This window comes from Agrobacterium vitis (assembly GCF_013337045.2).
Classification (GTDB): Bacteria; Pseudomonadota; Alphaproteobacteria; order Rhizobiales; family Rhizobiaceae; genus Allorhizobium; species Allorhizobium vitis_B.
Genome location: NZ_CP118261.1, coordinates 242,607 through 268,405, shown reverse-complemented (window position 1 = coordinate 268,405; position 25,799 = coordinate 242,607). Strand labels below are relative to the sequence as shown.

Annotated in this window: 23 protein-coding genes and 6 pseudogenes; 22 read left to right on the top strand and 7 right to left on the bottom strand. The window is 54.5% G+C overall.

The window, feature by feature from the left end; translation table 11 throughout:
- Positions 1 to 4 precede the first annotated feature (4 nt).
- The 14 genes and pseudogenes from trbJ (at position 5) to G6L01_RS24125 (ending at position 11,333) form a co-directional block, all read left to right on the top strand.
- Positions 5 to 775 carry a P-type conjugative transfer protein TrbJ gene (gene trbJ / locus G6L01_RS24180; protein ID WP_174089371.1) on the top strand — a complete coding sequence of 257 codons (771 nt, stop codon included), beginning with the start codon at positions 5 to 7 and terminating at the stop codon, positions 773 to 775.
- The gene (trbK, locus tag G6L01_RS24175) at positions 772 to 999 is read left to right on the top strand and encodes an entry exclusion protein TrbK (RefSeq protein WP_081344118.1); all 228 of its coding nucleotides are present in this window, start codon (positions 772 to 774) and stop codon (positions 997 to 999) included. The genes trbJ and trbK overlap by 4 nt, the downstream gene beginning before the upstream one ends.
- Entirely contained in the window at positions 993 to 2,183 is a 1,191-nt protein-coding gene (gene trbL, locus G6L01_RS24170; protein ID WP_070165900.1) for a P-type conjugative transfer protein TrbL, read from the top strand. Before trbK ends, trbL begins: the two co-directional genes overlap by 7 nt.
- A gap of 17 nt (positions 2,184 to 2,200) precedes the next feature.
- Positions 2,201 to 2,863, top strand: coding sequence for a conjugal transfer protein TrbF (locus tag G6L01_RS24165; RefSeq protein ID WP_070165898.1), 663 nt, complete (start codon positions 2,201 to 2,203; stop codon positions 2,861 to 2,863).
- A 76-nt stretch (positions 2,864 to 2,939) separates the two neighbouring features.
- Positions 2,940 to 3,734 (top strand): P-type conjugative transfer protein TrbG, encoded by a 795-nt coding sequence (gene trbG, locus G6L01_RS24160; RefSeq protein WP_234891852.1) that lies wholly within the window; start codon positions 2,940 to 2,942, stop codon positions 3,732 to 3,734.
- A pseudogene (trbH, locus tag G6L01_RS24155) lies at positions 3,731 to 4,209 on the top strand (conjugal transfer protein TrbH). Before trbG ends, trbH begins: the two are co-directional and overlap by 4 nt.
- Positions 4,210 to 4,220: 11 nt before the next feature.
- On the top strand, positions 4,221 to 5,543 hold the full coding sequence (trbI, locus tag G6L01_RS24150) for an IncP-type conjugal transfer protein TrbI (RefSeq protein ID WP_070165894.1): 1,323 nt from the start codon (positions 4,221 to 4,223) through the stop codon (positions 5,541 to 5,543).
- Positions 5,544 to 5,661: 118 nt separating this feature from the next.
- Entirely contained in the window at positions 5,662 to 5,817 is a 156-nt protein-coding gene (locus tag G6L01_RS28195) for a DUF1403 family protein (RefSeq protein ID WP_139190382.1), read from the top strand.
- 122 nt (positions 5,818 to 5,939) lie between these two features.
- A pseudogene (locus tag G6L01_RS28190) lies at positions 5,940 to 6,065 on the top strand (DUF1403 family protein); the annotation flags it as partial.
- A 475-nt stretch (positions 6,066 to 6,540) separates the two neighbouring features.
- Complete coding sequence (locus tag G6L01_RS24145; protein ID WP_272951058.1) at positions 6,541 to 6,663, top strand: hypothetical protein; 123 nt, start codon at positions 6,541 to 6,543, stop codon at positions 6,661 to 6,663.
- An 85-nt stretch (positions 6,664 to 6,748) separates the two neighbouring features.
- Positions 6,749 to 7,735 carry a hypothetical protein gene (locus tag G6L01_RS24140; protein ID WP_070165890.1) on the top strand — a complete coding sequence of 329 codons (987 nt, stop codon included), beginning with the start codon at positions 6,749 to 6,751 and terminating at the stop codon, positions 7,733 to 7,735.
- A gap of 76 nt (positions 7,736 to 7,811) precedes the next feature.
- Positions 7,812 to 9,038, top strand: coding sequence for an MFS transporter (locus G6L01_RS24135; protein ID WP_070165887.1), 1,227 nt, complete (start codon positions 7,812 to 7,814; stop codon positions 9,036 to 9,038).
- A 350-nt stretch (positions 9,039 to 9,388) separates the two neighbouring features.
- Entirely contained in the window at positions 9,389 to 9,736 is a 348-nt protein-coding gene (locus G6L01_RS24130) for a hypothetical protein (protein WP_174089360.1), read from the top strand.
- A complete protein-coding gene (locus G6L01_RS24125) occupies positions 9,720 to 11,333 on the top strand; it encodes a methyl-accepting chemotaxis protein (protein WP_234891851.1) in 1,614 nt (537 codons plus the stop codon). The genes G6L01_RS24130 and G6L01_RS24125 overlap by 17 nt, the downstream gene beginning before the upstream one ends.
- 129 nt (positions 11,334 to 11,462) lie before the next feature.
- Here G6L01_RS24125 and G6L01_RS24120 read toward each other — a convergent pair whose 3' ends face one another.
- Positions 11,463 to 12,176 carry an IS6 family transposase gene (locus G6L01_RS24120; RefSeq protein ID WP_081344114.1) on the bottom strand — a complete coding sequence of 238 codons (714 nt, stop codon included), beginning with the start codon at positions 12,174 to 12,176 and terminating at the stop codon, positions 11,463 to 11,465.
- Positions 12,177 to 12,273: 97 nt separating this feature from the next.
- Here G6L01_RS24120 and G6L01_RS24115 point away from each other — a divergent pair, with 97 nt between their 5' ends.
- Positions 12,274 to 12,522 (top strand): hypothetical protein, encoded by a 249-nt coding sequence (locus tag G6L01_RS24115; protein ID WP_156538623.1) that lies wholly within the window; start codon positions 12,274 to 12,276, stop codon positions 12,520 to 12,522.
- Positions 12,523 to 12,593: 71 nt separating this feature from the next.
- On the opposite strand, the pseudogene G6L01_RS24110 reads toward G6L01_RS24115, so the two are convergent.
- Positions 12,594 to 12,977, bottom strand: a pseudogene (locus G6L01_RS24110) (IS6 family transposase); the annotation flags it as partial.
- Between the two features lie 147 nt (positions 12,978 to 13,124).
- The gene (locus G6L01_RS24105; protein WP_081344113.1) at positions 13,125 to 13,481 is read right to left on the bottom strand and encodes an ArsR/SmtB family transcription factor; all 357 of its coding nucleotides are present in this window, start codon (positions 13,479 to 13,481) and stop codon (positions 13,125 to 13,127) included.
- Positions 13,482 to 14,239: 758 nt separating this feature from the next.
- Between G6L01_RS24105 and G6L01_RS24100 the strand changes: the two genes are divergently transcribed.
- Positions 14,240 to 14,500, top strand: a complete 261-nt coding sequence (locus G6L01_RS24100) for an HU family DNA-binding protein (protein ID WP_070165876.1) — start codon at positions 14,240 to 14,242, stop codon at positions 14,498 to 14,500.
- A 378-nt stretch (positions 14,501 to 14,878) separates the two neighbouring features.
- Here the strand turns inward: G6L01_RS24100 and G6L01_RS24095 are convergent, their stop codons facing one another.
- The gene (locus tag G6L01_RS24095) at positions 14,879 to 16,663 is read right to left on the bottom strand and encodes a methyl-accepting chemotaxis protein (RefSeq protein WP_070165874.1); all 1,785 of its coding nucleotides are present in this window, start codon (positions 16,661 to 16,663) and stop codon (positions 14,879 to 14,881) included.
- A gap of 411 nt (positions 16,664 to 17,074) precedes the next feature.
- On the opposite strand from G6L01_RS24095, the gene G6L01_RS24090 reads away from it, so the two are divergent.
- The 3 genes from G6L01_RS24090 (at position 17,075) to G6L01_RS24080 (ending at position 20,594) form a co-directional block, all read left to right on the top strand.
- A complete protein-coding gene (locus G6L01_RS24090; protein ID WP_070165872.1) occupies positions 17,075 to 18,076 on the top strand; it encodes a sensor histidine kinase in 1,002 nt (333 codons plus the stop codon).
- Between the two features lie 362 nt (positions 18,077 to 18,438).
- The gene (locus tag G6L01_RS24085; protein WP_081344111.1) at positions 18,439 to 20,172 is read left to right on the top strand and encodes a sensor histidine kinase; all 1,734 of its coding nucleotides are present in this window, start codon (positions 18,439 to 18,441) and stop codon (positions 20,170 to 20,172) included.
- A gap of 14 nt (positions 20,173 to 20,186) precedes the next feature.
- Positions 20,187 to 20,594, top strand: a complete 408-nt coding sequence (locus G6L01_RS24080; RefSeq protein ID WP_070165868.1) for a response regulator — start codon at positions 20,187 to 20,189, stop codon at positions 20,592 to 20,594.
- A gap of 134 nt (positions 20,595 to 20,728) precedes the next feature.
- Here G6L01_RS24080 and G6L01_RS24075 read toward each other — a convergent pair.
- Positions 20,729 to 21,445, bottom strand: a pseudogene (locus tag G6L01_RS24075) (IS6 family transposase).
- On the bottom strand, positions 21,426 to 21,605 hold the full coding sequence (locus G6L01_RS28185) for a hypothetical protein (protein WP_070165866.1): 180 nt from the start codon (positions 21,603 to 21,605) through the stop codon (positions 21,426 to 21,428). The pseudogene G6L01_RS24075 and the gene G6L01_RS28185 overlap by 20 nt, the downstream one beginning before the upstream one ends.
- Positions 21,606 to 22,529: 924 nt before the next feature.
- Between G6L01_RS28185 and G6L01_RS24065 the strand changes: the two genes are divergently transcribed.
- Positions 22,530 to 24,068: a diguanylate cyclase gene (locus G6L01_RS24065; RefSeq protein WP_070165864.1), complete on the top strand. Its 1,539-nt coding sequence runs from the start codon at positions 22,530 to 22,532 to the stop codon at positions 24,066 to 24,068.
- Between the two features lie 91 nt (positions 24,069 to 24,159).
- Here the strand turns inward: G6L01_RS24065 and G6L01_RS24060 are convergent.
- A pseudogene (locus G6L01_RS24060) lies at positions 24,160 to 24,300 on the bottom strand (IS6 family transposase); the annotation flags it as partial.
- Positions 24,301 to 24,530: 230 nt separating this feature from the next.
- On the opposite strand from G6L01_RS24060, the gene G6L01_RS24055 reads away from it, so the two are divergent.
- Both G6L01_RS24055 and G6L01_RS24050 read left to right on the top strand, forming a co-directional pair.
- Positions 24,531 to 24,962 carry a Ros/MucR family transcriptional regulator gene (locus G6L01_RS24055; protein WP_071206645.1) on the top strand — a complete coding sequence of 144 codons (432 nt, stop codon included), beginning with the start codon at positions 24,531 to 24,533 and terminating at the stop codon, positions 24,960 to 24,962.
- 161 nt (positions 24,963 to 25,123) lie between these two features.
- Positions 25,124 to 25,797, top strand: a pseudogene (locus tag G6L01_RS24050) (integrase core domain-containing protein); the annotation flags it as partial.
- Between the last annotated feature and the right edge of the window lie 2 nt (positions 25,798 to 25,799).

Sequence of the window (25,799 nt, the reverse complement as noted above, 5' to 3'; positions counted from 1 at the left end):
AAACATGGTCGCCGTCGTTGTGGCTGCGCTTACGATGGCGTTGCCGCTTCCAGCTGAAGCCGGCGGCGTGACGGGACAGGCAACCGAATGGACACAGCTCGCCAACAATACAGAACTGATCTCGCTTGTCGGCAAGTCGGCCGAGCAGGTCAACAACCAGATTACCCAGATCTCGCAGCTTGCCGAGCAAATCCAGAACCAGATCAACATCTACAAGAACATGCTTCAAAACACGGCACAATTGCCAAACCATGTCTGGGGCCAGGTCGAGAACGACCTCAAGAACCTTCAAAATGTCGTTGCCCAAGGGCAGGGCGTCGCCTTCTCGATGGGCAATATCGACGATGTCCTGAAACAGCGCTTCCAGAGTTTTTCCGAGATGAAGAGCAATCTACCGGATGGTGCAAGCTTCTCGTCGACCTATCAAAGCTGGTCCGACACCAATCGCGATACGATCGGCGGCACCTTGAAGGCCGCAAACCTGACAGCGGACCAGTTCTCGAGCGAGGAGAGCACGATGTCGTCGCTGCGATCAATGTCGGAGACGGCTGACGGCCAGATGAAGGCGCTGCAGGTCGGACACCAGATCGCCGCCCAACAGGTCGCGCAGATGCAAAAGCTGCGTGGCCTGGTTTCCCAGCAGATGACGATGATGGGCACATGGTTCCAGTCGGAACAGACGCAAAAGGATTTGGCCCAAGCTCGGCGCGAACAATTCTTCAGCGGAAGCGAGCATGATATACGCGGTGGCCAGACGATGGAGCCCCGCTGGTGAGCCCGCGTCTCGTTATCATCCTTGCTGTCATGGGGATCGTCGCGTCGGGTGTAGGCGTCGCGAGGTGGATCGTACTGCCCCATCCGGCGTCCGTATCTGGAACGGGAGAAGCATCGTCGGCGACCTCATCCGATGCGGCCCGACGCGAATATCGAGAAAAATTCTTCGGTGGCGATACCGATCGCGACATTCGCGGTGGCCAGGAAATGAAACCGAGATGGTGATCGTTGCACGTCCCCTCCGCCTCAAACTCGCCCTGGTCGCGATCGGCCTTGTGTTGTTTGCGAGCGCGCCGGCCTTTGCACAACAGGGTCAGGTGCTGACCACCCTGGAGAATTCCGTTGTTACTGCAGCCAAAGGCTGGGAGACGACGGTCATGAATGCGGCCCGGTCATTGTTCTGGATCCTGGCGGGGATCGAGATCGGCATCGCCGCCGTGTGGCTGGCGATTAGCGCTGCCTCGCTTGATAGCTGGTTTGCCGAGCTGGTGAAGCGCATCATGTTCATCGGATTATTCGCCTTCATCCTCGACCGGGGGCCGGCCTTCGCCAAGGCTGTCGTCGACAGCCTCTACCAAATTGGTGCTGGCGGTGGGTCTGCGTCGCCGGCCAACATTTTTGACGCCGGCATTCGCGTTGCGACCAAGATGTCGGAACAGGCGAAATTTGGCCTCTTCGAGGATAATGCCCTGGCGATAGCCGCCGTCTTCGCCATGGTCGTGGTCGTCGTCTGCTTCTCGCTTGTTGCTGCCATCTTCGTCTCGGTCATGGTCGAGATGTATGTCGGCTTGCTTGCCGGCATGATCATGCTCGGATTGGGCGGAACGTCCTATACCAAGGACTTCGCCATCAAATACTTGGTCTACGCCTTTTCTGTCGGCATGAAGCTGATGGCGCTGGTGATGATCGCCAAGATCGGCTCCGACATCCTGCTGGGCCTGGCGGAGGCACCAACCGCAACCTCGGAGCAGTTCATCACGACGCTCGCGATCGCCGGCATATCGGTCGTGGTCTTCGTCATCGCCATGTATGTGCCGCCAATCCTGCAGGGTGTCGTTCAGGGCGCCTCCGTAACCAGTGGCATGGAGTCGATCCGCCACGGCGGACAGGCCGCATCTGTTGCGGCGGGCGCCGGCTTTTTGGCTACCGCAGCAGCCAGCAGAGGGTTTCAGGCTGCAAGTGCGGCAAGGGCAGGGGGAGCGTCCCTTGGCAGTGCCGCGATGCGCGGCATGGAGGCCGGCATCGGTGGCGCGGCAGGTGCTGTCGGTTCGGCCGCGAAAGACAAAGCGGTCGGGTCACCCGGCGCCTATGCCGGTTCGCTGCTGGGGCTCGCGAATGCCAAACTCGACCAGCAGGCCAGCCGCCCCGGAGCTACGCCTCCACCCCCGCCGATCAACGACACCAAATGACTGGAGGCCGATCCACCATGGCCGGACAAAACATGCCCGATAATCCCTATCTCGCTGCGCGCAACGAATGGAACGAGCGCTATGGATCCTACGTAAAGGCCGCCGCCGCCTGGCGGATCGTCGGTATCATCGGCATGACCATGGCTGTGATCGGCTTTAGCTACGCACTCTACCAGAGCACCCAGGTGAAGCTCGTTCCCTATATCGTCGAGGTCGACAAGCTCGGCACGGCCGTCAATGCCGGCGTTCCCCAACAGATCGAATATGCCGATCCGCGGGTGGTACGCGCCACCCTCGGCAGTTTCGTCTCGAGTTTTCGGAGCGTCACGCCCGATGCCGTGGTGCAGAAGCAATATATCGACCGGACCTATGCATTGCTCAGGACCTCGGACCCCGCAACCGAGAAGGTCAATGACTGGTTTCGCTCGAACTCGCCCTTCGAGAAAGCAAAGAATTCGACCGTGGCTATCGAAGTGAACAACATCGTCGCGCTGTCGAACCAGAGTTACCAGATCGACTGGACCGAATTTGAGCGCGACCGGCGCGGCAAGGAAACCGCCGTCCGCCGATTCCGTGGCATCGCCACCGTGACCCTCACCCCACCGCAGGATGAGGGCGTCATTCGATTAAACCCCATTGGTCTCTATCTCCGCGATTTCGACTGGACAGCACAGCTTTGAAAGGCATGGCCTGAACATGATTATCCGACTTGAGAATTTTTCGGCCAGGCTGACTTTAAGCACCCTTGGGTCAGTGATGCTGACTTCTGTCTTCCTCAACCCTCTCCACGCTTTAGCTGCTGACGGTGTCACTGCGAACGAGGCCAAAGGGATGGGGATTTCTACCCAATGGCGTGGGTCGCGGGGTCTCGTCACCAAGGGCCCAGACGGCAAGGTGATCTTTCTCTACGGCGAGGTCCAGCCCTCCGTCGTCTGCTCGCCGCTGCAGGTTTGCGACATCGAGCTTCAGGGCGGCGAGGTGGTCCGCGACGTATTGGTCGGTGATACGGTGCGCTGGAAGGTAGAGCCAGCGACCTCGGGTGCTGCCGGCGGTCAGGCCATTCACCTGATTGTAAAACCGTCGGAGCCGGGCCTTGTGACCTCCATGGTGGTGACGACGTCACGGCGCACCTATCACATCCAGCTCAAGTCTCATTCGACCCAGTATATGGCGCGCGTCGGTTTCGAATATCCGGAGGACGTTTCGGCAAAGCTTGCCGACGTCAATGCCCGGCTCCAGGCGAGTACAATTCCAGGTGCCGGTGTCCCCGCCGAGCAGCTGAACTTCTCTTATTCTGTTTCGGGCAGCGCTGGCTGGCGACCGACGCGCGTCTATTCCGATGGGCTCAAAACTTACATCCAGTTCCCGCGCACGATCTCCGGCCAGGACGCGCCGGTTCTGTTCGTCACGTCAGGCGGGCAGAATCGCATCGTCAATTACCGCATGAAGAACAATATGATGGTCGTCGACTATCATATCGACCGCGCGGTGCTCGTTTCCGGCGTCGGGTGGAAACAAGAGAAGGTAACGATCAAAAGGGGAGGGCAATGATGGATACCTTTGCCCGTGCGAAAAGCTTCCTGGGCCCAATCCGAAGCCTTGCCGCAGCCTGCGCCCTCACCATCCTCCTCGCCGGATGCCAGTCTACCGGAGCCGACGGCCTCGTCACGAGCAATGCGCCGCCCGAGATTTCCGGCCCGGCCGCAAGTGCAATCGCCGGCGATATGGTGAGCCGTCTTGCCGAACAGATCGGACCGGGGAAGGCAACGGTCGTCCTCAAGGTGGATCCCTCGTCCTTCGGCCAGGCACTGGAAGCGGCGTTGAAGGGATGGGCTACGCCGTGGTCACCGATCAGAAGACCGATGGTGGCATGACGGTCATCCCGCTCGCCTATGTGATGTTGGCTGTTGATGGTCAGGTGCTGGCCCGGCTTTCGACCAACACTATCGAGCTCGGACGGGCATACACGGTCACAGCCAACGGCGCGACGCCAGCGAGCGCCTTGTCGCTCATGCGGCGCGCGTAAGGGAGGATCCAATGGTGCAATCCCTCAATCTTGGCGGCGCGCAGAATAGCCAGGCGCAATCCCGCATCAAGCGGATCAATCGGCTGCCGATCATCGTCATTATCGTTCTGGCGGTCGCGTTTCTGGGCGTGATCTTCTACGGGCTCGCCTCGCGCGGGCTCTACTTCGGCAAGGACATTGGCCCGGAGACGAGTTCGGGCAACCCCGCGTCCACCTACGCCGACCAGATCAAACGCGGCGTCACCGATGGCATCATTGGCGAACCGCAGCAGCAGACTACGTTTCAACCGACGCCGGCCGAAACAAAACGGGTCGAAGATAAGATCAACAATCCCTTCGCGTCGCAGCCGGAAGGGCGAGAGAACCAGCAGCGGGGCCGTGAGCTTGAGCCCGAAGAGGTCTGGCGTGCCCGACTTCAGCGAGAACAGCAAGAGCAATATCTGCGGGAGCAGCAGCGCCAGCGGATGGCTCGCCTGCAGGCGAACAATGCCGCATACGACGCGCCGTTGGCCATTGATCACAGCAAGCTCGAAGCGCGCGCGGAAGCAAAAGACGCGACTGCGGACACGGCCGCAGTTGCCACAACGCGATCCGCAACGGCGGGGCAGCCGTCGGATCTCTATGCGGCTGCGTTGCGCGCTGGCTTAGGTGCTCAAAATGCCGATCCCAATGGGCAAAGCTCAAAAGAGGACTTCTTCAACGCCGATCTCAAAGATCTCGGTTACTTGTCGAACCGTGTGGTGCCTCAGCAATCGCCCTTCGAGTTGAAACGCGGGTCTGTCATACCCGCCACACTAATCACCGGCATCAATTCCGATCTCCCGGGCAGGATCACCGCCCAGGTGAGCCAGAACGTCTATGACAGCGCCACCGGGCATCGTCTGCTGGTCCCGCAGGGCACAAAGCTGTTCGGTCGTTACGATAGCAAAGTGTCATTCGGACAGAAGCGTGTGCTGGTTGTCTGGACCGACATCATCTTCCCGAATGGTTCGACGTTGCAGATCGGCGGCATGTCGGGGACCGATGCGCAAGCACATAGTGGGTTCAACGACAAGGTGAACAATCATTATTTGAAAACCTTCGGCTCAGCCGTGCTGATCGCGCTGATCGGCACTGGGATCGATATGGCCGTGCCTGAGAGCTCGACGTTGGCAACACAGGATACAGCCTCGGATGCGGCGCGGCGAAATTTCGCAGAAACGTTCGGCCGGGTTGCTGATCGTACCATCCAGCGCAATATGGATGTCCAGCCGACCCTCGAAATTCGCCCCGGCTACAAGTTCAATGTGCTGGTAGATCAAGACATTTCTTTCAAAAATGAATATAAAAACTGATGATGCAAGATTATTGAACGTATTTTGTTAGCGACGATGTGTGCGGTTTTTGCAATATCTCCGGTATAAACCGCACTCATTATTTATTCTCTCTCGCATCGTTTCGCTCTCTCCCGCAATGGAACCGTCATCAACTTGGTCACCTTGCCTGCCAACCTGGACACCGTCGCGTGGCCGCGAAACCAGCGAATCCGATACTGCCCTTGCCACCGGTATTGCCCAGCAATCATTAGATGATCTTATCCGCGTAGAACCAGCCTGGCTCGATTGCTAGTGTGACCGTCTTGCCCTCAAATTGCCTGCAATGAAGAGGAAAATGTCACTCCGTGACGCGGTTGGTTCACCTCCGCTGGCCGCGATCCCGGCCCGGCGAGAAAGCTTTTTTGGGCCACCCGATTACTGACGCGGCGATCCGCCACAATCGGTTCGCCCTTAGTCAAGGAGCTCGCCGGAATGTTGGACCTTCGATGGGACGAGAGCCGTGCCTCGATCCCGGACATTGAATACACGGAAGTGTGGTAGCGATCTGAGTTCGATCTTATTCTGGTAACAATGCTTGAAAAATTTGGATTGAAGAAGTCCCTTTAAGCTTTTGCTGAAGCCGTGCGTTTGAAAATATTCTGCGGTTAACTGGATAGAGGTAAAAGCGCGTTCTCTGAACATTAGATATATTGATAGGATTTCCATGGGTCAGGTTAATGAATTTCGAGCCGATTAATTAGGACCGCCGATACACCATTTTTATGTCTAAGGAATAGATATTTTGTCATCGGTAAAGTTGTGTAAATTGTATTGATGTCAGGAATGCGTACGTCATCGTAAAAGGGTGACACCTAGTTCGATGAAAAAATTGTCTTTAAAATTCAAATATATAGTTTTTTAAAATAAGCTCTTACAATTTTTGCCACATTCTTTCTGAAACCTAAGGGTGCAGCCAGTGGTTGGCTGTCTCGAAACCTGAAAAGAGCAGGGTATCCTGCTCAAAGGGAGTAAGACGATGCAGACCATCGATAATCGCAAGAGCGAAGCACCTGTTACCACAGTTTCGATGAAGCGCCTGTCAAAGGGTGTGAAGCCCAGCCTGACGCGCCCGGAATGCACCGATACCTCACTTACCTGAGCAGCGTGAACAATCGAGAAGGGCCGGAAACCGGCCCTTCTTCATTTTCAAATTAAGAGGTCTATATCGAATAAGGAACCCACTCATGTTTCACAGCAAAGCATATGCAGAAGCCCCCTCGTTCGCTTTGGATAAAGAGAAAGTCCGCCAATTCTGCCATGACGTTTTGGAGGTCGACGGTGAACTGCGGTCCCTTGGGGACACTAGAGAAGCTTCAGTTCTGGAACAGTTGAGTAGTGAATTGAAGACTGCGTTTTCTGGTACCACTGCACAAATCGAGACGCGGATCGCGGACAAGACGTGCGGGATAGCCGCCATCGATATTCCTCCTATATACGAGGACGTTACTGACGATGCAATTGCTGGTGCGCTGGTCTCGATCGCCCTTACGTCGACGCTCATTGAGCCGTCAAAAGACATTGAAAATCTCACTCCTTTCACGATGTTCAGCGCGTCCTATGAGAGCAACAAAGCGCTCAACGAGGCTGGTCTCTTGAATATTTCTCCGACCGACATTCTGGATTTCCATTCTGACGGGCTGATCCGGGGGAAGTCTCTTGGGGTACCGCGCTATATCGCCATCTACAACACGTTCATCAACTATCGGAAGTGCGGGAGTTTTTATTGGGTCCCGATTTCCGCGATCGACAACTTGTCGGAGCACGTCGACCGGATCGGCTTCGATGACGATTTCACCTTCGAGCTGACGCCAGCCATATACGGTGAGAACGGTTCTAAGATAGACAATGTCGTTGAGCGGAAGGTCAAGACTGCGATCTTCAGCGAAGGCGAAGATGGCAGCATTATCACATTCATGAACGGGAAGTTCGCAGGGAAAGAAGGTGCAGGCACAGATTACGCCAATCGCCTGAAGTCTTTCCAGACCGCTATTGCCCAGAATCCCTTCAGATATGCGGCCGAGCAAAGGTCCCGCCGATTGATTGTTTTAAACAATATGAGTGGTTTTCACGCGCGAGACATCTTCGAGGACCCGATCTTAGGACATGAGGAAACGCGCAACTATCTCAGAAGCGTTTCCGTGGAAGCGGTTAATACCGGTCACGTAATGTAGAATCGCCTTCAATCTTCGTCTGCCGGCTTTCAGGAGTCGGCGGATGACCATTTGAATTCCAAACGCCGGAGCGACCTTGGAAAATCAACCGCGCTCGACCGGACTTGTTCAGTATCTCCGCGAGGTTGCGGCGATCGAGATTGCCGTTATTGTCTTCTCTTTCGCCTCTTTCGCGACGATTGGCCTTAGTTTAGTTGTGACATCTTGGATCGCGGCTATCGAGGGATCAATCTCTCTGGTCGGCCAATTGTTCTTCGCCAGCAGCGCGACCTCACTTGTTTTCTCTGTCTATGCCGGAGTGGTGACTGATCGGAAGAACCGCCTTTCTGTTATTCGGCAAGGCCAGGCTTTGAGACTTCTTGGCGTTGCCGCTTTGGCAGTCGGCTCCCTCAGTTCTACATCTGCACCATGGCTGTTTGCTTACGCTGTTTTGTTTTCGGTAGGTACCGCCTTGAACGCCGGCGCTTTGGATGGGATCGTCCAACTGGCAGTAGATGAACAGCAGCGCATGAAGCTTTCCATCCGGGTCTCTATCTGTCGCCAAGTCGGAATCTTGTGCGGCACAGGTCTAGGGGGTGTAGCCCTTCACTATTTTCCAGCCATTTGGTCGGTGTTGTTGATGGTGGTCCTGATGACGGTTCAATTCGTCATCATCAGCAGGTTTTTTGCTGACTATCAAAACGCCCCTTCAAAATCTTCACAGGATATTATTTCAGCATGGAAAGAGGGGGTGGTGGCGATCCTTAGGCACCGTTCACTCGCAATTACCATCTTGAACGTTGGGCTATTTTTCTCCGCATCTCAGATGGCCAATGTTCTCGTTCCTGGCTTCGTCAAAGACACCCTTCAACGGGGCAGCGATGTCTATGGCCTCCTTGAAACAGCTTGGGCGGTTGGGGGAGGGGCAATTCTGGCGACAGCCGCAGCGCAAACTAAATTGTTCAGCGCCCATCGTTGGGAGCTTGTCATCCTCATAGTGGTCGGGCTGGCAATGGTGGTATTTGCCGCCTCCAGAAGCATCACCTTACTGGTCGTGATCTACGCGTTACTCGGTGGAATGTTCGCATTGGGAAGAGCGATCTGTGATGGCCGCATATTGATTCTGGCGAGGAACGAGGAAATCGGACGAGTACGGGCTGCCACATCGATGGTTGTCAGCCTTTTAGGCATGGCAATCTACATATCCCCCACAGTGGTCGGCATAGAGGATGCGATTTATTATTATGTCTCTTGGGGTATTCTGATATCAATCGCCGGAGTTATAATGTTGGCCGCAAGTGCTTACTATCGATCTAACGGATGACCATAAGCGCACTTTGTTGATTGTCACTGAGAACTGACCCTGTATGGGATTTTTCATTTCCCCCTGAACCTGCATAAGTCAAAAACGCTGTGAATATACAGATTGGTAAGTCGACCTAGATGGCGCGCCACCAAGCGAAAAAACGGGTCAAATCCTGCTGAAATTTAACATCCGGCAAACCCGGTGCGGTTAAGATCGATGCCAGATTAACTTTACAGTGCCCAGTTAAGTGTTCGCGCACCCGTCATCTGCAAGCCTTTACGTCGAATCTAAAGGAACCAGCCTGACTGTTTAATTCGTTGTCAATAAATCCATAGCACTCTTCAAGCAATTGAAATCGGGCGCTTCTCGTGGAAAAAGCATCTGCTACCAACCCTACGATGAAAGTGAATTGGAAGATCGTCTCCAGCGTTTTTCTGATCATGACTTTGCTTGTCATTTGGATGTGGATTGTACCGCGCGGGCCTTTTGTCGTTGTTGTAGCAAGACCGTTCACTACCGCGCAATCGACATGGTCCCTGATCGCGGACGCCGATGGCTCTTTCGTGAGTTCTGGAATCGCACCGTGGGTCGCGGTTGCTTATTCCAATGCACCTTCATTTCCGGCGCGCTTGCGCAGTGCAGGCGCCCTTTTTGTTTTCAGTGCCAATTCCATTTCTACTTGCCAGCAGGAGGCTTCCGATGAACGCCCTCGATAAAATTCGCCAGAAATCCTCAATTGGTATTCTCGTGCTTCTCTGGATCAATGTCGCCCTGATCATCCTGAGAAATTTGCTTCGATCAGAGGGCGTTGACCTGGCCACGGTCGTTACGGCTATTATCATGGGAACTCTGGCGAGCGTTTTGTGGAACAGCGATCGCACAGGACCCACGACCCGCGTGGTGACGTCCATGGCGCACGCAGCATCAGTCGCGATTCTGGTGTTTTCGTTTTCCGGCTCGCCGTTGCAGATCGACATGCATATGTATTTCTTCGCCAATCTTGCGATTTGCGCCGTTTGGGTTGATTGGCGCGCAATCCTGGCATATGCGGCGTTTGTCAGCGTTCATCATATTCTTCTATTCTTCGTCTCATCCCTGGCCGTCTTTCCAGAGGGATCCGATTTTTCGCGTGTGGTGTTGCATGCTGCAATCTTGATTGTGGAAACCGGCGTGCTGTTCGCTCTGGTGTACTCCTTGATCTCCGCTCTTGAATCCGCGGAAGCAGCCATGGATCAGGCGAAGACCGCCCAGGAGGTCAACGCCGAAATGGCTCTTCGGGCTAAAGAAGCGGATTTGGAGATGGAAGCCGAACGTCAGCGCGTGAGCCTGCAGGCTGAGGCGGCAGCCCAAAAGCGTTTACAGGAGGCAACAGACGGCCTTGCCAAAGGCCTCCGCCGACTCGCAGCGGGCGACCTAGCCTTCCAGATCAATATCCCATTCTCATCCGAGTTTGAGGCGCTACGACACGATCTGAATACTGCAGTAAAGCAGCTCGGGGGAACGCTGCATGCCATTGTGGGCTCAGTGGGTGCTATCGATACCGGAAGCAACGAAATCAGTCATGCCGCCGGAGATTTGTCAAAACGGACCGAGCAGCAGGCAGCCTCGCTCGAACAAACCGCAGCGGCGCTCGATGAGATCACAGTCAATGTTGCAAATTCTACAAAGCGTGCAGAGGAGGCCCGTGTAGTCGCCGCGCAAGCCAACGCAAGCGCCTCGGATTCAGGTGTGGTTGTCGCAAGTGCAGTGGACGCTATGCGGAAGATTGAAGAATCGTCCAATCAGGTCTCTAACATCATCGGCGTCATTGATGAAATCGCGTTTCAGACCAATCTTCTCGCGCTGAATGCCGGCGTAGAAGCTGCTCGAGCTGGAGACGCAGGTAAGGGTTTTGCGGTCGTTGCTCAGGAAGTGCGGGAACTAGCTCAACGATCGGCGCAGGCCGCGCGCGAAATCAAGGAATTGATCCGCAGTTCAAGCATCGAGGTGCAAAGTGGCGTCAAGCTTGTTCGCGAAACAGGAGCGGCATTGAAAACCATCGAAAACTACATCGTAACTGTCAATGAGCATATGAATGCGATTGCGACATCGTCGCGGGAGCAGTCAACCGGACTTGCAGAGGTGAACACAGCTATTAACCAACTGGATCAGGTCACTCAGCAAAACGCCGCTATGGTGGAAGAAACCACGGCAGCTGGCGCGGCTCTTGCCTCTGAAACCAATACACTTCGTGCTCTGATCGAACAATTTCAACTCGACGCCAAAACTTCCGTCCAAGCTTCCGCACGTCAGTACGAAAATAAAGCCGCCTGAGATGGGACGTGTTGCAACGATTAGATTCCGGTCGAGAGGCCGATTTAATTGATCGTCGCAACATGGGTATTTTACTGGTGGCGTCGCCTTAACCGAGCACAGCACGCGATCGTTGCTTCGGCGTGAATATCACGCTTTGATCGACAAGGCGATCTCACGCCAGGTGGTGCTGGCGTGGGCGCGGAGTTGGCGATGATCGGCGGCGGTCAAATGCTTCCGGTGAAGAAGAAAAAGATTGGCAATCTGGCCGTGGGTTGAGACGAAACGCTGGCATTGCCGCGCCGACTTGAGCCGCATCATGCGTCGCTCTCGTAGTCGCACGGGAAGGTGAGAATTCTCGACGCGGTTGTTGAGCCCTTTGTGCGAACGGTGCTCGATACCCGGCATGAGCTGTCGCTTTGCGGCGGAGTAAGAGCCCAGCTTGTCTGTCACCATCACGCGGGGCGTGACGCCCTGGCTCTTCAGCAGTTTGCGCATCAGCCGAAGAGCGGCTCTCTTGTTTCTGCGGCTTTGTAGCAGAGCATCGAGAACGTAGCCGTTGGCATCGACGGCGCGCCACAGCCAGTATTTCTTTCCCTTTATGGACACGACCATCTCATCGAGATGCCACTTGTCGGCAAAGTGGCCGCGTGAGCGCCATCTGAGCTGATAAGCAAACTTCAAGCCGAATTTCGCCGCCCATTCCGAGACCGTCTGGAATGAGACGTTGATGCCGCGCTCGGCCAACAGATCTTCGACGTCGCGTAGGCTGAGCGGAAACCGATAATAGAGCCATACGGCATGAGCAATGATCTCAGCGGGAAAGCGGTGGTGTCTGAAGTGAACATGAGCAGCTTCGGTCATGACAACCCGAATAAAAAGGCGATCCCAACCAAGCCGTTAAGGCGACGCCACCGCTAGTGATGAGCAGCCAGTCACGCGGCCTGAGAATGCGATCCGCGTGACCGAAGGCGAGGGTAAATACTGTTACATCGACTTTGCGCCAGGCGTTCCGCATTTTGCAAACTTACCTTTTGCATCCTTGCATTTTGTCGGCGTGGGTGGCTTGGTCGTCGCGCATTTTACGAACTTGCCCTTGGCATCCCGGCATCGCTCGGCGGCAAAGGAAGGGCCGGAGGTGATGATCATGAGAGCAGCTATTGCGAGGGTGATTTTACGAAGCATGGGTTTTCCTTTTCTCGCTGGATGATGCATCAATGAGACGGTAGGTAATCACTGACAACGAGTAGTATTACTGGTAGATATAAACTTGCTCAATGATGGCTGAGAGACTGTCTCGATCGTGCGGGCGAAGAAGGCGCTGGCTGCAGCCTCATCACGATGCTCGGACAGCATGAAATCAAGGGTTTTGCCGAATTTATCGACAGCGCGATAGAAATAGTTCCACTTGCCTTTGACCTGCATATAGGTTTTGTCTACTCGCCAGGAACGGCTGGTCACGGATTAGCGGCACCGGGCCTGGCAAGCAATAAGCGGCGAATATTTTACGACCCATTTGTTCAGCGTCGCGTGGTCAACGGCAACACCGCGCTCGGCCAGAATCTCTTCCAGATCACGATAGGACAATGCATGTCGGACGTAGAAAAACACCGCGTATAAAACCACGTCTTTGGGGTAGTGACTGCCTTTGAAATCGACCATCATCTGGAACTCAACATGCCTGCTCATCTTCAACGCAGATCTATGGCAAGATCCAATAAGGGGTCAACTTTCCGCACGATGGGCAAGCTTCTCGAACAAACCATCGCTTGGGTAGGAGAGACGAGGCTTCAGGTATCGAAAAAAGTTCGCTTAGTCTGGCAGGGCACTACGTTGAGGCTTCGCTGCATTCGAAGCATGCATAGGATGAGGCCGATAGAACTCTGAGAGCATTGCCAAAACCCGCAGAACCGCGCTGGATTTGCAAATATAATAGACGGCATGTCCCTCCCGGCGGGTCGTCACAAGACCGGCCTGTCGCAATTTGGCGAGATGCTGTGACAACGCCGACTGGCTCAAGCCAACAAGTTCACTGAGCGGGCCGACGGAAACCTCTCTTTCAGCCAGAATAATCAGAATGTTAATGCGAGCAGGGTTCGCCATCGCTTTCAGGAGTGCTGCGCTCGTTTCCACGAAGTCTGGCTGCGCGGCTAGGGACATCTTGTTCATCGTGTACCTCGTGGTGGCTTGGATCCAGGCATATGCCAAAATCAGCAAGAAAGCGCCAAAATATTGAACAAATCAGGACCTTGTTGTCAGCGGACACACTATATCATAGAGTGCTAATTCAAAAAGTTAAAATGTCCGCATGCATCATGGAGGTGTCACAGCAGATTTGGCAGTGGCATCACTCGCGTTCAGGCTGGGTCGAAAGTACGTTCAGGGCCGACGTTAAATACGGGGCTGCAAGTTCATTGCCGCTTTCGTCAGCAAGCGAAAGGGCTGCACGGCAATATGCTTCCAAAGGGTTAAAGCCTACAGCAACGTGTGGCAGTGAGGCGTCCATAACGGTACCAGAGACGATCGATGTGACGTTCTCCGTTGGAACTGCATCAGGTATGGCAATCGCTGCCGACCGTGCTCTCATGTTCCGCTCAAAAGTGCTGTGAAAACTTCTTGTCCATTCCAGCACGATTTTTCGACTTCTTCCCCCAACATGTGCCCGACAACGAAGGGGTTGTGGATCACGCTGGAACGCCCTGCTACCACGGGGTGATTGACGGCCCTCGTTGTATTCGGCCGTCCAGCGTCCTGGACCTGCCGCAGGTTGTCGATAAAAAGCGGGGGCAATGCCGCAAAAGTCCGCGAACCTAAATTTCCTGTGATTTCCGGACGATCTGCAGACGCGAGGAGCCTCACGCCCCTTTCCCCGCCACATCTTTATTGTGATACCGGGAAGACACCGTACCCAAGGAGACTGTCTTTCCATGACCACCACAAACGAAATTGCTGGCAAGCTCGCATCCGAGCAGAGCCTAACCAAGGCGCAGGCCAAGACCATTGTCGAAAGCGTCTTTAAACATATCACTGATGCTGCTCTAGCCGGCGCGGAAACGTCGATTCCGTCGTTCGGCAAATTCAAAATCAAGGACACTCCGGAACGCCAAGGCCGCAATCCGGCCACGGGCGCAACGATCAAGATCGCCGCATCGAAGAAGCTGACCTTTACACCCGGCAGGGCCGTCTAGGACGCGCTGAATGCGTGAGGCGAAAAGGCTGCCGGCGGCAGTACGATGTAAGCCTCCTAGAAAGGAGGCTCCGCGCTGACGTTGCGCCCTGCTCAGTCGTGATAACTGCAAGCTCGGCCAGCGCCAGTCCGAATTCAGCCTCGATCTGGCGGCGTTCGTGCCTGGTTGCCGGTTCGCGTGCTTCGAGCCGCAGTTCCTCGATATGCTGTTCGATTGAAATCGTCATCGTCATCTCTGTGAAACAGCGCCGATGATGACCCCGCTCTCGGTGCTATTTTGCAGGTAAAGTCAGGCGCTTCCCACCTTTTCGTATGGTGTCACCCTTCCGCGCTATTTCACATCCTGCCGCATTGAAATAGCGAAATCCTCCAGAAACACTCACGAGGCTAGCTTCATCGTAGAAGAGCCTTTCGTTTGTTGAGGAGCACGCTTGGGTTGGTATATCGTATTCTTACCATACCCCCTGCTTTCCGGACCAAGCTTTGCTGCCTCTGATCCCGGTTCACGAATCCACTCGCGACGGTTGAGCTTGAAGCGTTTAACAAGCGCTTCAAGCTCCGCAGCGCCTGATGCCACAGCTTCGGCAATGGTGCCCATGCTGCTCACCATGCCAGCATTTTGTTGAGTCATCTGGTCAAGTGAGTTCACAGCTGAGTTGATCTCATTGAGACTGGTCGACTGCTCTGACGATGCCAACGCGATACCATCGATGTTTGCATCTATCGACTGCACATAGCCTTCGATGCTCTTAAGGGCATCGCCCGTTTCGCCTACCAGGCGCACACCGTCCTTCACCGCATTTGAAGAATTGCCGATAAGAACGGCGATTTCTTTGGCGGCTTTGGTTGACCGCTGAGCAAGTTCTCGTACCTCTTGTGCTACAACCGCAAAGCCCTTGCCGGCGTCACCAGCGCGCGCTGCTTCAACACCGGCGTTCAGGGCGAGAAGATTTGTTTGAAATGAAATCTGGTCAATCACGTCAATAATGTTTGTGATTTCCCTCGACGCAGCCTCGATTCGCCCCATCGCATTCACTGTAGAATTGACGACTTGAACCGATTTTGAGGCGGCGGACCGAGCGTCTCGAACCAGGTCTCTTGCCTCGGCTGTTCTCCCAACGGACTCACGAACAGTAACAGTTATTTCTTCCAGTGCAGCCGAGGTTTCTTCCAGTGCTGCTGCCTGCTGCTCCGAGCGGTGGGCAATGCCGTTTGCGCTCTCGCTCATGTCCCCACTTTTTGAGGAGAGCATGGTGGTCTGTGACATAACCTCTTCCAGCGTCTCCTGGAATTTGGCGAGCGACTCGTTGAAGTCGTGGCGCAGGTGTTCGAACTCTTCGACAAAGGGTTCATCGATAGTAACACGTATATTGCAGTCTGAAAGGCGCTCGAGCCCCGATCCAATCTCCTGCAGCGCCAAGACGCGCCCGGATACATCGGTCGCAAATTTCACCACCTTGAAGACGTTGCCGTCCTCGTCCAAGATCGGATTATAGGTTGCCTGTATATAGACTGGGTGACCATCTTTGCAGATCCGCTTGAACTCATCGCTATAGTATTCGCCTTTGGCAAGCCTCGTCCAGAATTCCGAATATTCGCGCGATGCCACGAAATCGGGTTCGCAGAATATTCGATGATGCTTGCCAACAATCTCCTCAAGCGTGTAACCGAGTGTCTCAAGGAAATTCTTATTGGCTGTCAGGATCTTGCCGTCGGGCATGAACTCGATAATCGCCTGGGCGCGCGAAAGCGCCTCAAGCTTGCCTTTACTCTCCAAGCTTTCGTGTTTTGAAGCGGTTATCTCAGTTGCAATTTTGACTACCTTGATCACCTTGCCGCCGCGAATGACTGGGTTATAGGAAGCCTCGATCCAGATTTCCTTTCCACCTTTGCCAATGCGCTTGTACTGACGCTGGTCGTACTCACCGTCGGCTAGCCGTTTCCAGAAGGCCTTGTATTCTGGAAACTGAGCCTCTTTTGGGTCAACGAACATGCGATGATGTTTGCCAATGATCTCGTCGCGCGAATAGCCGATTGCCTTGCAGAAGTTCTCGTTGGCATCAAGGATCTTGCCGTCCGGTGTAAAGGAAATGATCGCCTGAGACCGATCGAATGCCTTCATGATATAAGCGAGATCGTTACCAAAAATCGATAGAAGTCGCATTCAATGCCTCATGACTGACCGAATTAGTGATGCGATTAAGTTAGCTATATAAACATTAATGAATTGTGATTTAATACCCCTTTTTGCTGAATTGTATTTTGCTAAATTTATCTATGGTTGCCAGATATTCTCTAGAGCACAAATGCTACCTTTCCGGTAATAGCCGCGACGGAGGCATTGTGGAGTTTCAGAAGATTTTGCCCCATTTGTGCGTTTGATCTAATCCCACCTACGTAAGAGTAACTAGTTGTGGGCAAAAAACTTTTCGAATTGAAAGTGGATCATGACGAAACGATAAACTGGATTAATCTTCCCCGACAATCAACAATGTGAGGTTTATTGCAAGCTCGAAGCCGTTGAGTCTCAAAACTCGCGATAGTCAGCAAATGCAAATCCCATGGAGATACCTCGATGCCGTTTAGCGACCCCAATCATCCGCTGTGGAAGCCGGAAAATCTGCGTCGTGCCGTCCACGCCGCAGGAGTCGCCCTCTGGTCGTGGAACGTCACGAACGATCGTTTCGCAATGGATGAACAGGCGTTCGAGCTCTGGGGGATCGTCAAGGGCGGGGAGGTGAAATTTGAAGACCTCTCAGCCCATATCCACCCCGCTGATCGTGATCGTGTGCGCGCAGCTTTCACGGCAACGAGAGGGATCGTTGGGTCTTACGAGATTGATTTTCGAATTATGGTTGGTAATGAAATACGCTGGATCTCGGCTCGCGGGTTGGGCGACGATGCCGCACTGCACGAAGGTCAGATGTTCGGCGTGTTTCTGGATGTCACCGGCCGCAAGCAGGCCGAAGAAGGCAATGAACTGCTCGCTGGCGAAATGAGCCATCGGGTCAAGAACCTGCTGGCCATTGCCATGGGCCTTACCAATATAACCTCGCAGTCAACGACAACTGCTAAGGAAATGGCGAAGGAATTGACGGCTCGGCTGGCGGCTCTCGGAAGAGCACATGATCTCGTCCGCCCGATTCCTGGTGCACAAGGTCATGCCGCTCTTCTGGGTGATCTTCTATCAGTTTTGCTGGCGCCATATGAGGACCTTGGAGCGTTCAAAGGGCGCATTCGGGTCGCGGTGCCGCGCATGGGGGTAGGGGAGACCGCCGCGACGGCCTTGGCGCTTATCTTCCATGAACTGGCGACAAACTCGATGAAATACGGTGCGCTCTCCGTTGGCACCGGAATTCTGGATCTCTCGGGCTCCGCAGAAAGCGACGAGGTGACGCTGACCTGGACCGAGCGGGGTGGGCCGGCAGTGGAAGCCCCCAATGAGGCTGAGGGTTATGGGAGCAAGCTGCTCAACCGGAGTGTGTCGGGTCAACTCGGCGGAATAATAGCCTACGACTGGTCGGAAAAAGGCGTTGTCGTCGTATTGAAACTGCGTGCAGAAAAACTCGTCAAGTGAGCGGACCGATCTTTTATGTCGATCCCGTAAAATTCTTAAGCTGAACAGAGTTAGCGATAGATCGCAGGCTCCTCAGTCAGCTCCGTTGCCTGATCTTGTCGTCGGTAATTGGGCTCCTATCTCACTTTCTACCACTGTGATGGAGTGACGAGATGGCGGAGGTTGTAGCCGGTTTTTTGTTCGAAACGACAGTCAACGTCGTCCCTCCCGAAGTCCTGCCAACGGGACGTAAATATTAATGTCCGCGCTGAATTAATCACGGCCCCATTGGTTGGCAGTCCTGAATATGTATTGGTCCTTAAATATATCTTTACCGCCCGCCGTGATCATAGCGGTTTCTCAACCTTGGGTTAGGGCTGGCCATGAGCAGACGGCGCGCAAACAGTTTGGAGATTGCATCCTGGGCCGCAGCCGCCGGGCGCGAAATCCTGCGGATCGGCTATTCGGATCGCATCATCGGACAGATCATTCCCGATATTTTGCGGGTCATCGTTGAAACCAGCCAATTGCAATTGAAGCCGAGAGCCGCCGTTTATCTCAATGGCGACACCATGCAGACGGCGATGTTGGCGGGCTATTATAACATCCATTGGTCCCAGCTCGAAAACTCTATTGCCATATGCGGCACGGTCCAGATAGGGGCCGATCCCCATGGAGACCTGACGCGGATACTGGTTCCGATCAGAGGCCCCGCCACAGAGCCTGTCGGCGCACTGGCAGTCTATACCGACAACGGCGGGGACTACCAACACGCAGGTGCCCTCGACATGTTGGCGCAGGACATTTCGACGGTCATCCTCGGCAAGCAGCAGCGGGCTGACAAGAAATCGGGGCCAGCGCCCGCGGCGAGCCGCCGGCTTGGCGATGAAACTGCTGGAGGAAAGCCGGGAGACAATGTCCTCGACCTCCTGCGGGCGACAATCGACAATTTTCCCGGTGGCATATGTGTCCTGTCTAGTGATCTGACGGTCGCCATGACCAACAAGCGCTTCTATGAGATTCTGACCCTGCCCGAGGCGCTGTTTCCCGCTGGCAGCAATTTCGGCGACATTTTGCGGTTCAATGCGGCTCGTGGAGAATATGGCCAGGGCGATGTCGAGCAATTGGCCCAAGAGCGCATTCGCCACGCCAAACTGTTTGTCGACCATGCATTCGATCGCGACACTGCTTCGGGGCTTGTGCTTGAGGTTCGCTCCACCCCATCGCCCGGCGGGGGATGTGTCCTGACCTATGTCGATGTCACCGCCCGCAAGATGGCAGAGCGCGAACTGCTGCACCACCGTGACCGGCTGGAGGAGATCGTGACGGAACGCACGGCCGAAATTGAGCTGCAGGCAAAAAAGCTGGAGCGACTGCTGAACCATGAACGCCACGTCAACGAACAGCAGCGCCAGTTCGTGGCCATGGCGTCACATGAGTTCCGCACGCCGCTGGCCATCATAGACGGGGCGGCGCAGCGCCTGATGCGGCGCAAGAGCGAGGTCACGCCAGAATTTGTTGGCGAAAAGGTCGGCCAGATCCGTGGCTCGGTATCGCGCATGGTTGACCTGATGGAAAGCATCCTTGCTGTCGGCCGGCTCGACCATGGCATGATCGACATCCGGCCGGAACCTTGCGCCATTGCCGACCTGATCCGCCTTTGCGCCGCAAGCCAACGCGATATCACCCCCAGCCATCGCTTCAATCTGGATCTCGAGCATTTACCGGCGATGATCTCGGCTGATCGGTCTGCGCTGCAGCAGGTCGTTACGAACCTTCTCTCCAACGCAGTCAAATACGCACCCAATTCACCCGAGATCGACGTTCGGGGATGGCAGGAGAACGGCAGCGTTCATGTATCTGTCAGGGACCGGGGCATCGGGATCGACGCCGACGACCTGCCGAAAATGTTCCAGCGCTACTTTCGGGCACGCACGTCTACCGGCATAGCCGGGACGGGTATCGGGCTCAGCCTGGTGCAGCAGATCGTCGAACTTCACCGGGGTACGCTTTCGGTCACAAGTGAAAAAGGCCAGGGATCGATCTTCACCATCAGCCTCCCATTTGCCGCAACCGAAAAAATCACATCAGACATCCACAAAACAGAGGCCGCCTGAGGCGGGAATTCAGCATGAGCAAGATTACTATTCTATGCATCGAAGACGAGGAAGCGATCCGCACTCTGGTGGTGGAAGAACTGGAGGATGCCGGCTTTAAGACGTTGCAGGCCAGCAACGGAAGGGAGGGCCTGGAAGTGATCCTGACAAAATGGCCCGACATCGTTATTTGCGATATTACGATGCCAGAAATGGATGGGCATCAGGTGATGGCGGAGATCCAGATCAACCATCCCGAGTTTTCCAATGTTCCGTTCATTTTCCTGACTGCGCTCGCCGACAGGGACAATATGATTGCCGGCCTTCAGAGTGGAGCCGCTGACTACCTAACCAAGCCGATTGATTTCGACATCCTGCTTGCCAAGATCACCGGCTGTGTCACACGAATTGAAAATGATGAGAAGATGGGTCGAGCTTTCTAGTTGGGAAGTTTGAACAAGCATTTTCGAATTCTTAAGGGAGGCCGTCATCATTCGCACACCTGGGACACGAGCTTGATTGTCCGGCATCGTAAAGTTAACGTGCCAATTCCAAGGAAGCTCGATATTTGCTTCGATCAGATAGCTTGAAGGCGAGCGACGTCTCGCCAAATATCCAAGGCTGCTGTTCGCAGTTCGCGATGATGGTTGGATGGAAGATCGTGGCGGGGAAGGTTGAAGAGGTTTGCGATCGGGTCGTGGATGGACGCGAAACGCTGAAGATGTCGCGCCGACTTGAAGCGCTTCATGATCCTCTCCCTTCGTCGGACGGGCTGATGGGAGTTCTCCGCTCGATTGTTCAGTCCCTTATGAGAACGGTGTTCGATGCCGGGCATGATCTCCCGTTTTGCCGCGCCATAGGAGCGTAGCTTGTCAGTGATCATTACACGCGGCGCGCGGCCTTGCGCTTTGAGGAGCTTGCGCATCAAACGCTTTGCCGCCTTGGCGTTGCGACGGCTTTGCACCAGCACGTCGAGAACAAAGCCGTCCTGATCAACGGCGCGCCAAAGCCAGTGCTTCTTTCCACCGATGGTGATAACTACGTCATCAAGGTGCCATTTGTCCCCGAGCTTGCCCGCAGATCGCTTGCGGATGTCCTTGGCGAAGTGTCTGCCGAACTTCTCGGCCCAAAGTCAAACGGTCTGATGAAAGACGATGATGCCACGCGCTGCTAGCAGATCCTCAACCATCCGCAGGCTGAGCGGAAACCGGAAATACAGCCAAACGGCATGGGCGATAACTTCCGCTGGAAATCGATGTCGGCGATAAAGAGGATCACGGGTAAATCTGGTCATCCAGCCAGATCCCACATTTTGCTCGATGTTCGGTTAACGTTACGATGCCCTTCAGGGCATTCTTGGTTGGGTAACCCATCTGACGAATGGTTGCCCTGACACGTTTGCCCAGCTTGATGTAGAGCTCGAGCGCTCGGATCCTGTCTTCATAGGAATACATGAACTACCCCCTGGTAGTCCAAGTTTTCGTCCTCATCCCCTAATGCCTATAAGCAGTTTGAAAGACGCGGATCTGTTGAATTTCGTCTCGATATGACGCGCAAGGGGCCCGGCGCCGCCCCGTTGGCACTACCGCTTCATGCTAGGCTCACACCTCCAAGACCTAGCGTTCCAGTTGAGTGATTCCGACAGTTGACGGCGTGAACGTGGTAGAGCTGACCACAACGGGTTTTGATTGAGTGGACGGCTCTCCTTTCTGAGGCTTCCAACAGCCGCACTATGGCATCTCAGATGCCGGGGGAGGAGACCGTCCACTCAATCAAAACCTTTCCATCTGCACCGCAGAATAGCTAGCGACGGCCAGCGCAAAAATACCAAAAACGGTGAAGATAGGCAGAAATTTCCCGATGATTGAGATGTTCTGCATGACAAACCTTTCCGATGGCCGTTATTCCAAGCGGTCACGCGCGTGAGCGAAAAATATCCCCGAGAGCAAAATCATTGTGCTTGGGAGAAAGCCGGGCGTCATGCCTGCCGAGATTGCGTTGGATAAATTCCCATCCGCATGCAATGCAAATTTTGCATAAAATTATTGATTAATTTTAAATATTACTCATTAAAAATTTGTGCGCCTGGATTTTGGCGCGATTTAATCTACTGCTCGTTGAGTTTCAGCAGATTTTGACGCATTTTTCATCTGGCCTCGTCCCACCTAGCAAGCGTAACGAATTGCGGGCAAAAAGCCTTTGGAATTGAAAACGAGCCTTGACGAAACGATAAGCTGGGTCAATCTTACCTCACAATAATATGGGCAGTTCTTGCGAAGCGTTGCACCTCTCCTTGGTAGATCGCTTCTTAACCATTCACGCTATCGCTTTATTTAGGCCGGGCCGATATAAATATCGCATCACCTTGCGAGCACTGAATGTATCCTTGGCCTGAACTCCTTGCGAACCTGGCAATCGTTGCCATCACGACATTGACCTGGACATTTGTCCGGCCAAACTGCGTCTTCCGAGGTCCTCGCGCCTTTTCATTGATTTTTGGCTGCTTCATGGCCGTTGGGCTCGTTGCGACCATGGCCTTGCCGTTTCGCTTCTCCCAAGGTGTTTTCCTGGACACCCGCTATACGTTTCTCGCTATTTCGGCTTTCTTCGGCGGCCCCATTGCCGCCATCCCGCCGCTTGTCGCGGCAATTGTCAGGCGACTAATGATCGGAGGCATGGGTATCACGATTGGCATCCGGCAAATCATCGCGGCGGCATTGATTGGTGTCATTGCAAGCCGATTGCTTCGCGGCAAGATCCCGACTTTCCCGCAGATCGCAGCACTTGCTCTGTTCGTCGCAGTCAGCGGCGTAGCCGGCTTCTTTGTCGTGCGTCCCTTTGATGCCTGGGGAAACCTGATCGCCGAAACAGTCGGCCCATTCATGCTGGTATTGTTTGGAGCAACCCTGTTATCAGCTCTTGCCATCGCACAGGAGATGAAGCAGACGGCGCTTGAGAGGGATCTGGCCGCGGCACAGATCCGTCTAGCCGATGCGCTCGCGACCATGGCGGATGGATTGGCTCTTTTCGACCGCGACGGCGTGCTGGTTTTCACAAATCAGAGATACCTCGATCTCTTCAAGGAAACGGCAGATGTCAGGGTGCCCGGGAAAAACATCCGAGAAATCTTGCGGACATCCTTCGAACGCAATGAAGAAGCCTCTGTTGAATCGGATGTCGATCCTATCATCGATCGTGTTGCGGAAGGCCTGTTCCGGCCCAGCGATCGTCTGATCCAACTGGCCGACGGACGTTCAATCGAGGCAAGAACGCGTGTCACGGGCGAGGGGGAGGCGATGATCGTTTACGCGGATATCACTCTTCATTGCCAACGAGAAGCGCGGTTGCATGAGTTGAACGATCGCTTGTCGGCGTTGGCCGATACGGACGAATTGACTGGTTTGATGAACCGCCGTGGTTTGGAAGCGTCCATGGACCAAGCTTTTGACAGAGCTAAGGATCAGGGCGCCAATATCGGCCTTCTTCTTATCGATGTCGATTGGTTCAAGGCTTATAACGACACCTATGGGCACCCCGCCGGGGATAAATGTCTACAGCTTGTCGCCAACACGGTTCATGCGACATCCAGGTCATTTACGGGAAGCATTGTGGCGCGATATGGTGGGGAAGAATTGACCGTCGTGTTGCCGAATGCATCGATATCCGAAACCGAGGCAGTTGCCAGGCTCGTTTGTGCAGCCGTGCGTACTCTGGCCATCGAGCATGTTGGAAGCGAAAAGCGCATCGTCACAGTGAGTGTCGGGGCCGCTAATCTGAAATCGATGCCGGGCCTGCGCAAGACGGACCTCCTTCTGCAGGCTGACGCGGCGCTCTATGCAGCCAAGGCTGCGGGAAGGGACTGTATCCAGACAGCTCCTGATCTCCTTCCGGTCGCCAAGCGCACGGACAGCCGTTAACTTTGGATGATCCGGCCCGTTGGTCAATTCTATTCCTGTGACATCATAAACTTAACATGCCATGGCGAGGGAGGTGCCATATTTGTTGGGATCAGGCAGTTTGAAGGCGAGTGGCGTCAAACCAAGTATCCAAGACGGCTCCCCGCATTTCACAATGGTGGTTGGATGGAATGTCGTGGCGGGGAATGTGGAAGAGGTTGCTGATCGGGCCGTGGTTGGAAACCAACCGCTGTTGGGTCAGCAGCGAGCGGCACGTTAGAGTCAATCGCATAGGAAAATCTGCCGTAATAAGCTTGCCTGCGTGACAATCGCGCCATCAAAAAGATTTCGTGACGGCCTCAAAGACGCCAAAGCCCGGGGATACGGGAGGCGGTTGCCCGCCTGGGATTTATATGGGAAACAGCAGAAATACTTTTTGGCTTGCCTGACCGCTGAATGCGTCATTGGAAGAAGATTATATCCATGGACAAATTACCGAAGACCCACAGTGAAAGCCTGCTGGTTGAACTGACGTCCGATATCGTATCAGCCTACGTCAGCAACCATGTCATCCCCGTGAGTGAACTACGTTTGCTGATAGCAGATGTCCACGCAGCATTGACGTCGACGTCGATACCTGCCGTAGCTGAAGTCATTGTCGAGAAGCAGAAGCCAGCTGTTTCGGTCCGCAAGTCTTTCCAGGAAGATCAGATGACGTGTCTGGAATGCGGGAATGGCTTTAAGTCCTTGAAGCGTCATCTGATGACCCATCATTCGCTTTCCCCTGACCAGTATCGAGAAAAATGGGATCTATCGAGCGACTACCCCATGGTCGCTCCTGCATACGCGGAAGCGCGTTCGCGTTTGGCAAAGGAAAATGGCCTAGGGCAGAACCGACGGCGGAAGGTGGCCTAACAAGTTTCAGGGGTACAGTAGCTCGCATTCGAGATGAAGCGGCTACTCGCTGTCGTGCGAGCGACGTCAGGACAACCTCTCCACGGATGTCCTGACCTGACGAATGGACGAAGATGAGGAAGGTCGGGTGCGATTTCGCCGCGGCTTTTTTTGTTGTCGGTGTGATCCCGCATCTGTCCCGTTCAAGCCTTCATCGCTGCTTGCAGCGCCACGGTATCTCCCGCTTGCCAAAGTCGGATCGTGAAAAGCCTAAGCGCTTCAAATCCTACGAAATCGGCTATTTCCATATCGATATTGAGAGTTGCGATATGAGGGCAGCAAGGCCTTCCTCTTTGTCGCAGTCGATCGGATTTCGAAGATCGTCGTCGCCAGGACCTATCGCAAGGCGACAAAGCTTGTCGCAGCCGGCTTCCTCAAGGCCGTGGTTAAAACGGTACCCTACAAAATCCACACAGTGCTCACGGATAACGGCGTCCAATTCGTGCAGCATGACAGACGGACAGAACGTGGGTTCGTCGATCACATCTTCGGCGCGGTATGCGCAGCAAATGATATCGAGCACCGTCAGACCAAGCCCTATCATCCATGGACCAATGGGCAGGCTGAACGCATGGTCAGAACGGTCAAGGACGCGACTGTTAAGTCATTCCATTACGCCTCGATCACTGACCTGCGGCGACATATCCGGGACTGGCTACTCGCCTACAACTACGCCAAACAGCTCAAAGCGTTACGATTCAAAACACCCTACGAAGCCATCCGCCAACTCAGCAAGAAAAAGCCGGAAATCTTCATTCGAAACCCAAGCCATGACATGTTGGGACCAAACACCTAGAT

Coding starts and splice junctions, on each gene's coding strand:
- G6L01_RS28195 (WP_139190382.1), top strand. CDS start 5,662: ATGGAACCGTCATCAACTTGGTCACCTTGCCTGCCAACCTGGACACCG.
- G6L01_RS24085 (WP_081344111.1), top strand. CDS start 18,439: ATGAGCAGACGGCGCGCAAACAGTTTGGAGATTGCATCCTGGGCCGCA.
- trbG (WP_234891852.1), top strand. CDS start 2,940: ATGCTGACTTCTGTCTTCCTCAACCCTCTCCACGCTTTAGCTGCTGAC.
- trbL (WP_070165900.1), top strand. CDS start 993: ATGGTGATCGTTGCACGTCCCCTCCGCCTCAAACTCGCCCTGGTCGCG.
- G6L01_RS24140 (WP_070165890.1), top strand. CDS start 6,749: ATGTTTCACAGCAAAGCATATGCAGAAGCCCCCTCGTTCGCTTTGGAT.
- G6L01_RS24055 (WP_071206645.1), top strand. CDS start 24,531: ATGGACAAATTACCGAAGACCCACAGTGAAAGCCTGCTGGTTGAACTG.
- G6L01_RS24120 (WP_081344114.1), bottom strand. CDS start 12,176: ATGACCGAAGCTGCTCATGTTCACTTCAGACACCACCGCTTTCCCGCT.
- G6L01_RS24090 (WP_070165872.1), top strand. CDS start 17,075: ATGCCGTTTAGCGACCCCAATCATCCGCTGTGGAAGCCGGAAAATCTG.
- G6L01_RS24100 (WP_070165876.1), top strand. CDS start 14,240: ATGACCACCACAAACGAAATTGCTGGCAAGCTCGCATCCGAGCAGAGC.
- trbJ (WP_174089371.1), top strand. CDS start 5: ATGGTCGCCGTCGTTGTGGCTGCGCTTACGATGGCGTTGCCGCTTCCA.
- G6L01_RS24125 (WP_234891851.1), top strand. CDS start 9,720: ATGAACGCCCTCGATAAAATTCGCCAGAAATCCTCAATTGGTATTCTC.
- G6L01_RS24165 (WP_070165898.1), top strand. CDS start 2,201: ATGGCCGGACAAAACATGCCCGATAATCCCTATCTCGCTGCGCGCAAC.
- G6L01_RS24080 (WP_070165868.1), top strand. CDS start 20,187: ATGAGCAAGATTACTATTCTATGCATCGAAGACGAGGAAGCGATCCGC.
- trbI (WP_070165894.1), top strand. CDS start 4,221: ATGGTGCAATCCCTCAATCTTGGCGGCGCGCAGAATAGCCAGGCGCAA.
- G6L01_RS24145 (WP_272951058.1), top strand. CDS start 6,541: ATGCAGACCATCGATAATCGCAAGAGCGAAGCACCTGTTACCACAGTT.
- G6L01_RS24095 (WP_070165874.1), bottom strand. CDS start 16,663: ATGCGACTTCTATCGATTTTTGGTAACGATCTCGCTTATATCATGAAG.
- G6L01_RS24105 (WP_081344113.1), bottom strand. CDS start 13,481: ATGAACAAGATGTCCCTAGCCGCGCAGCCAGACTTCGTGGAAACGAGC.
- G6L01_RS24065 (WP_070165864.1), top strand. CDS start 22,530: ATGTATCCTTGGCCTGAACTCCTTGCGAACCTGGCAATCGTTGCCATC.
- G6L01_RS28185 (WP_070165866.1), bottom strand. CDS start 21,605: ATGTATTCCTATGAAGACAGGATCCGAGCGCTCGAGCTCTACATCAAG.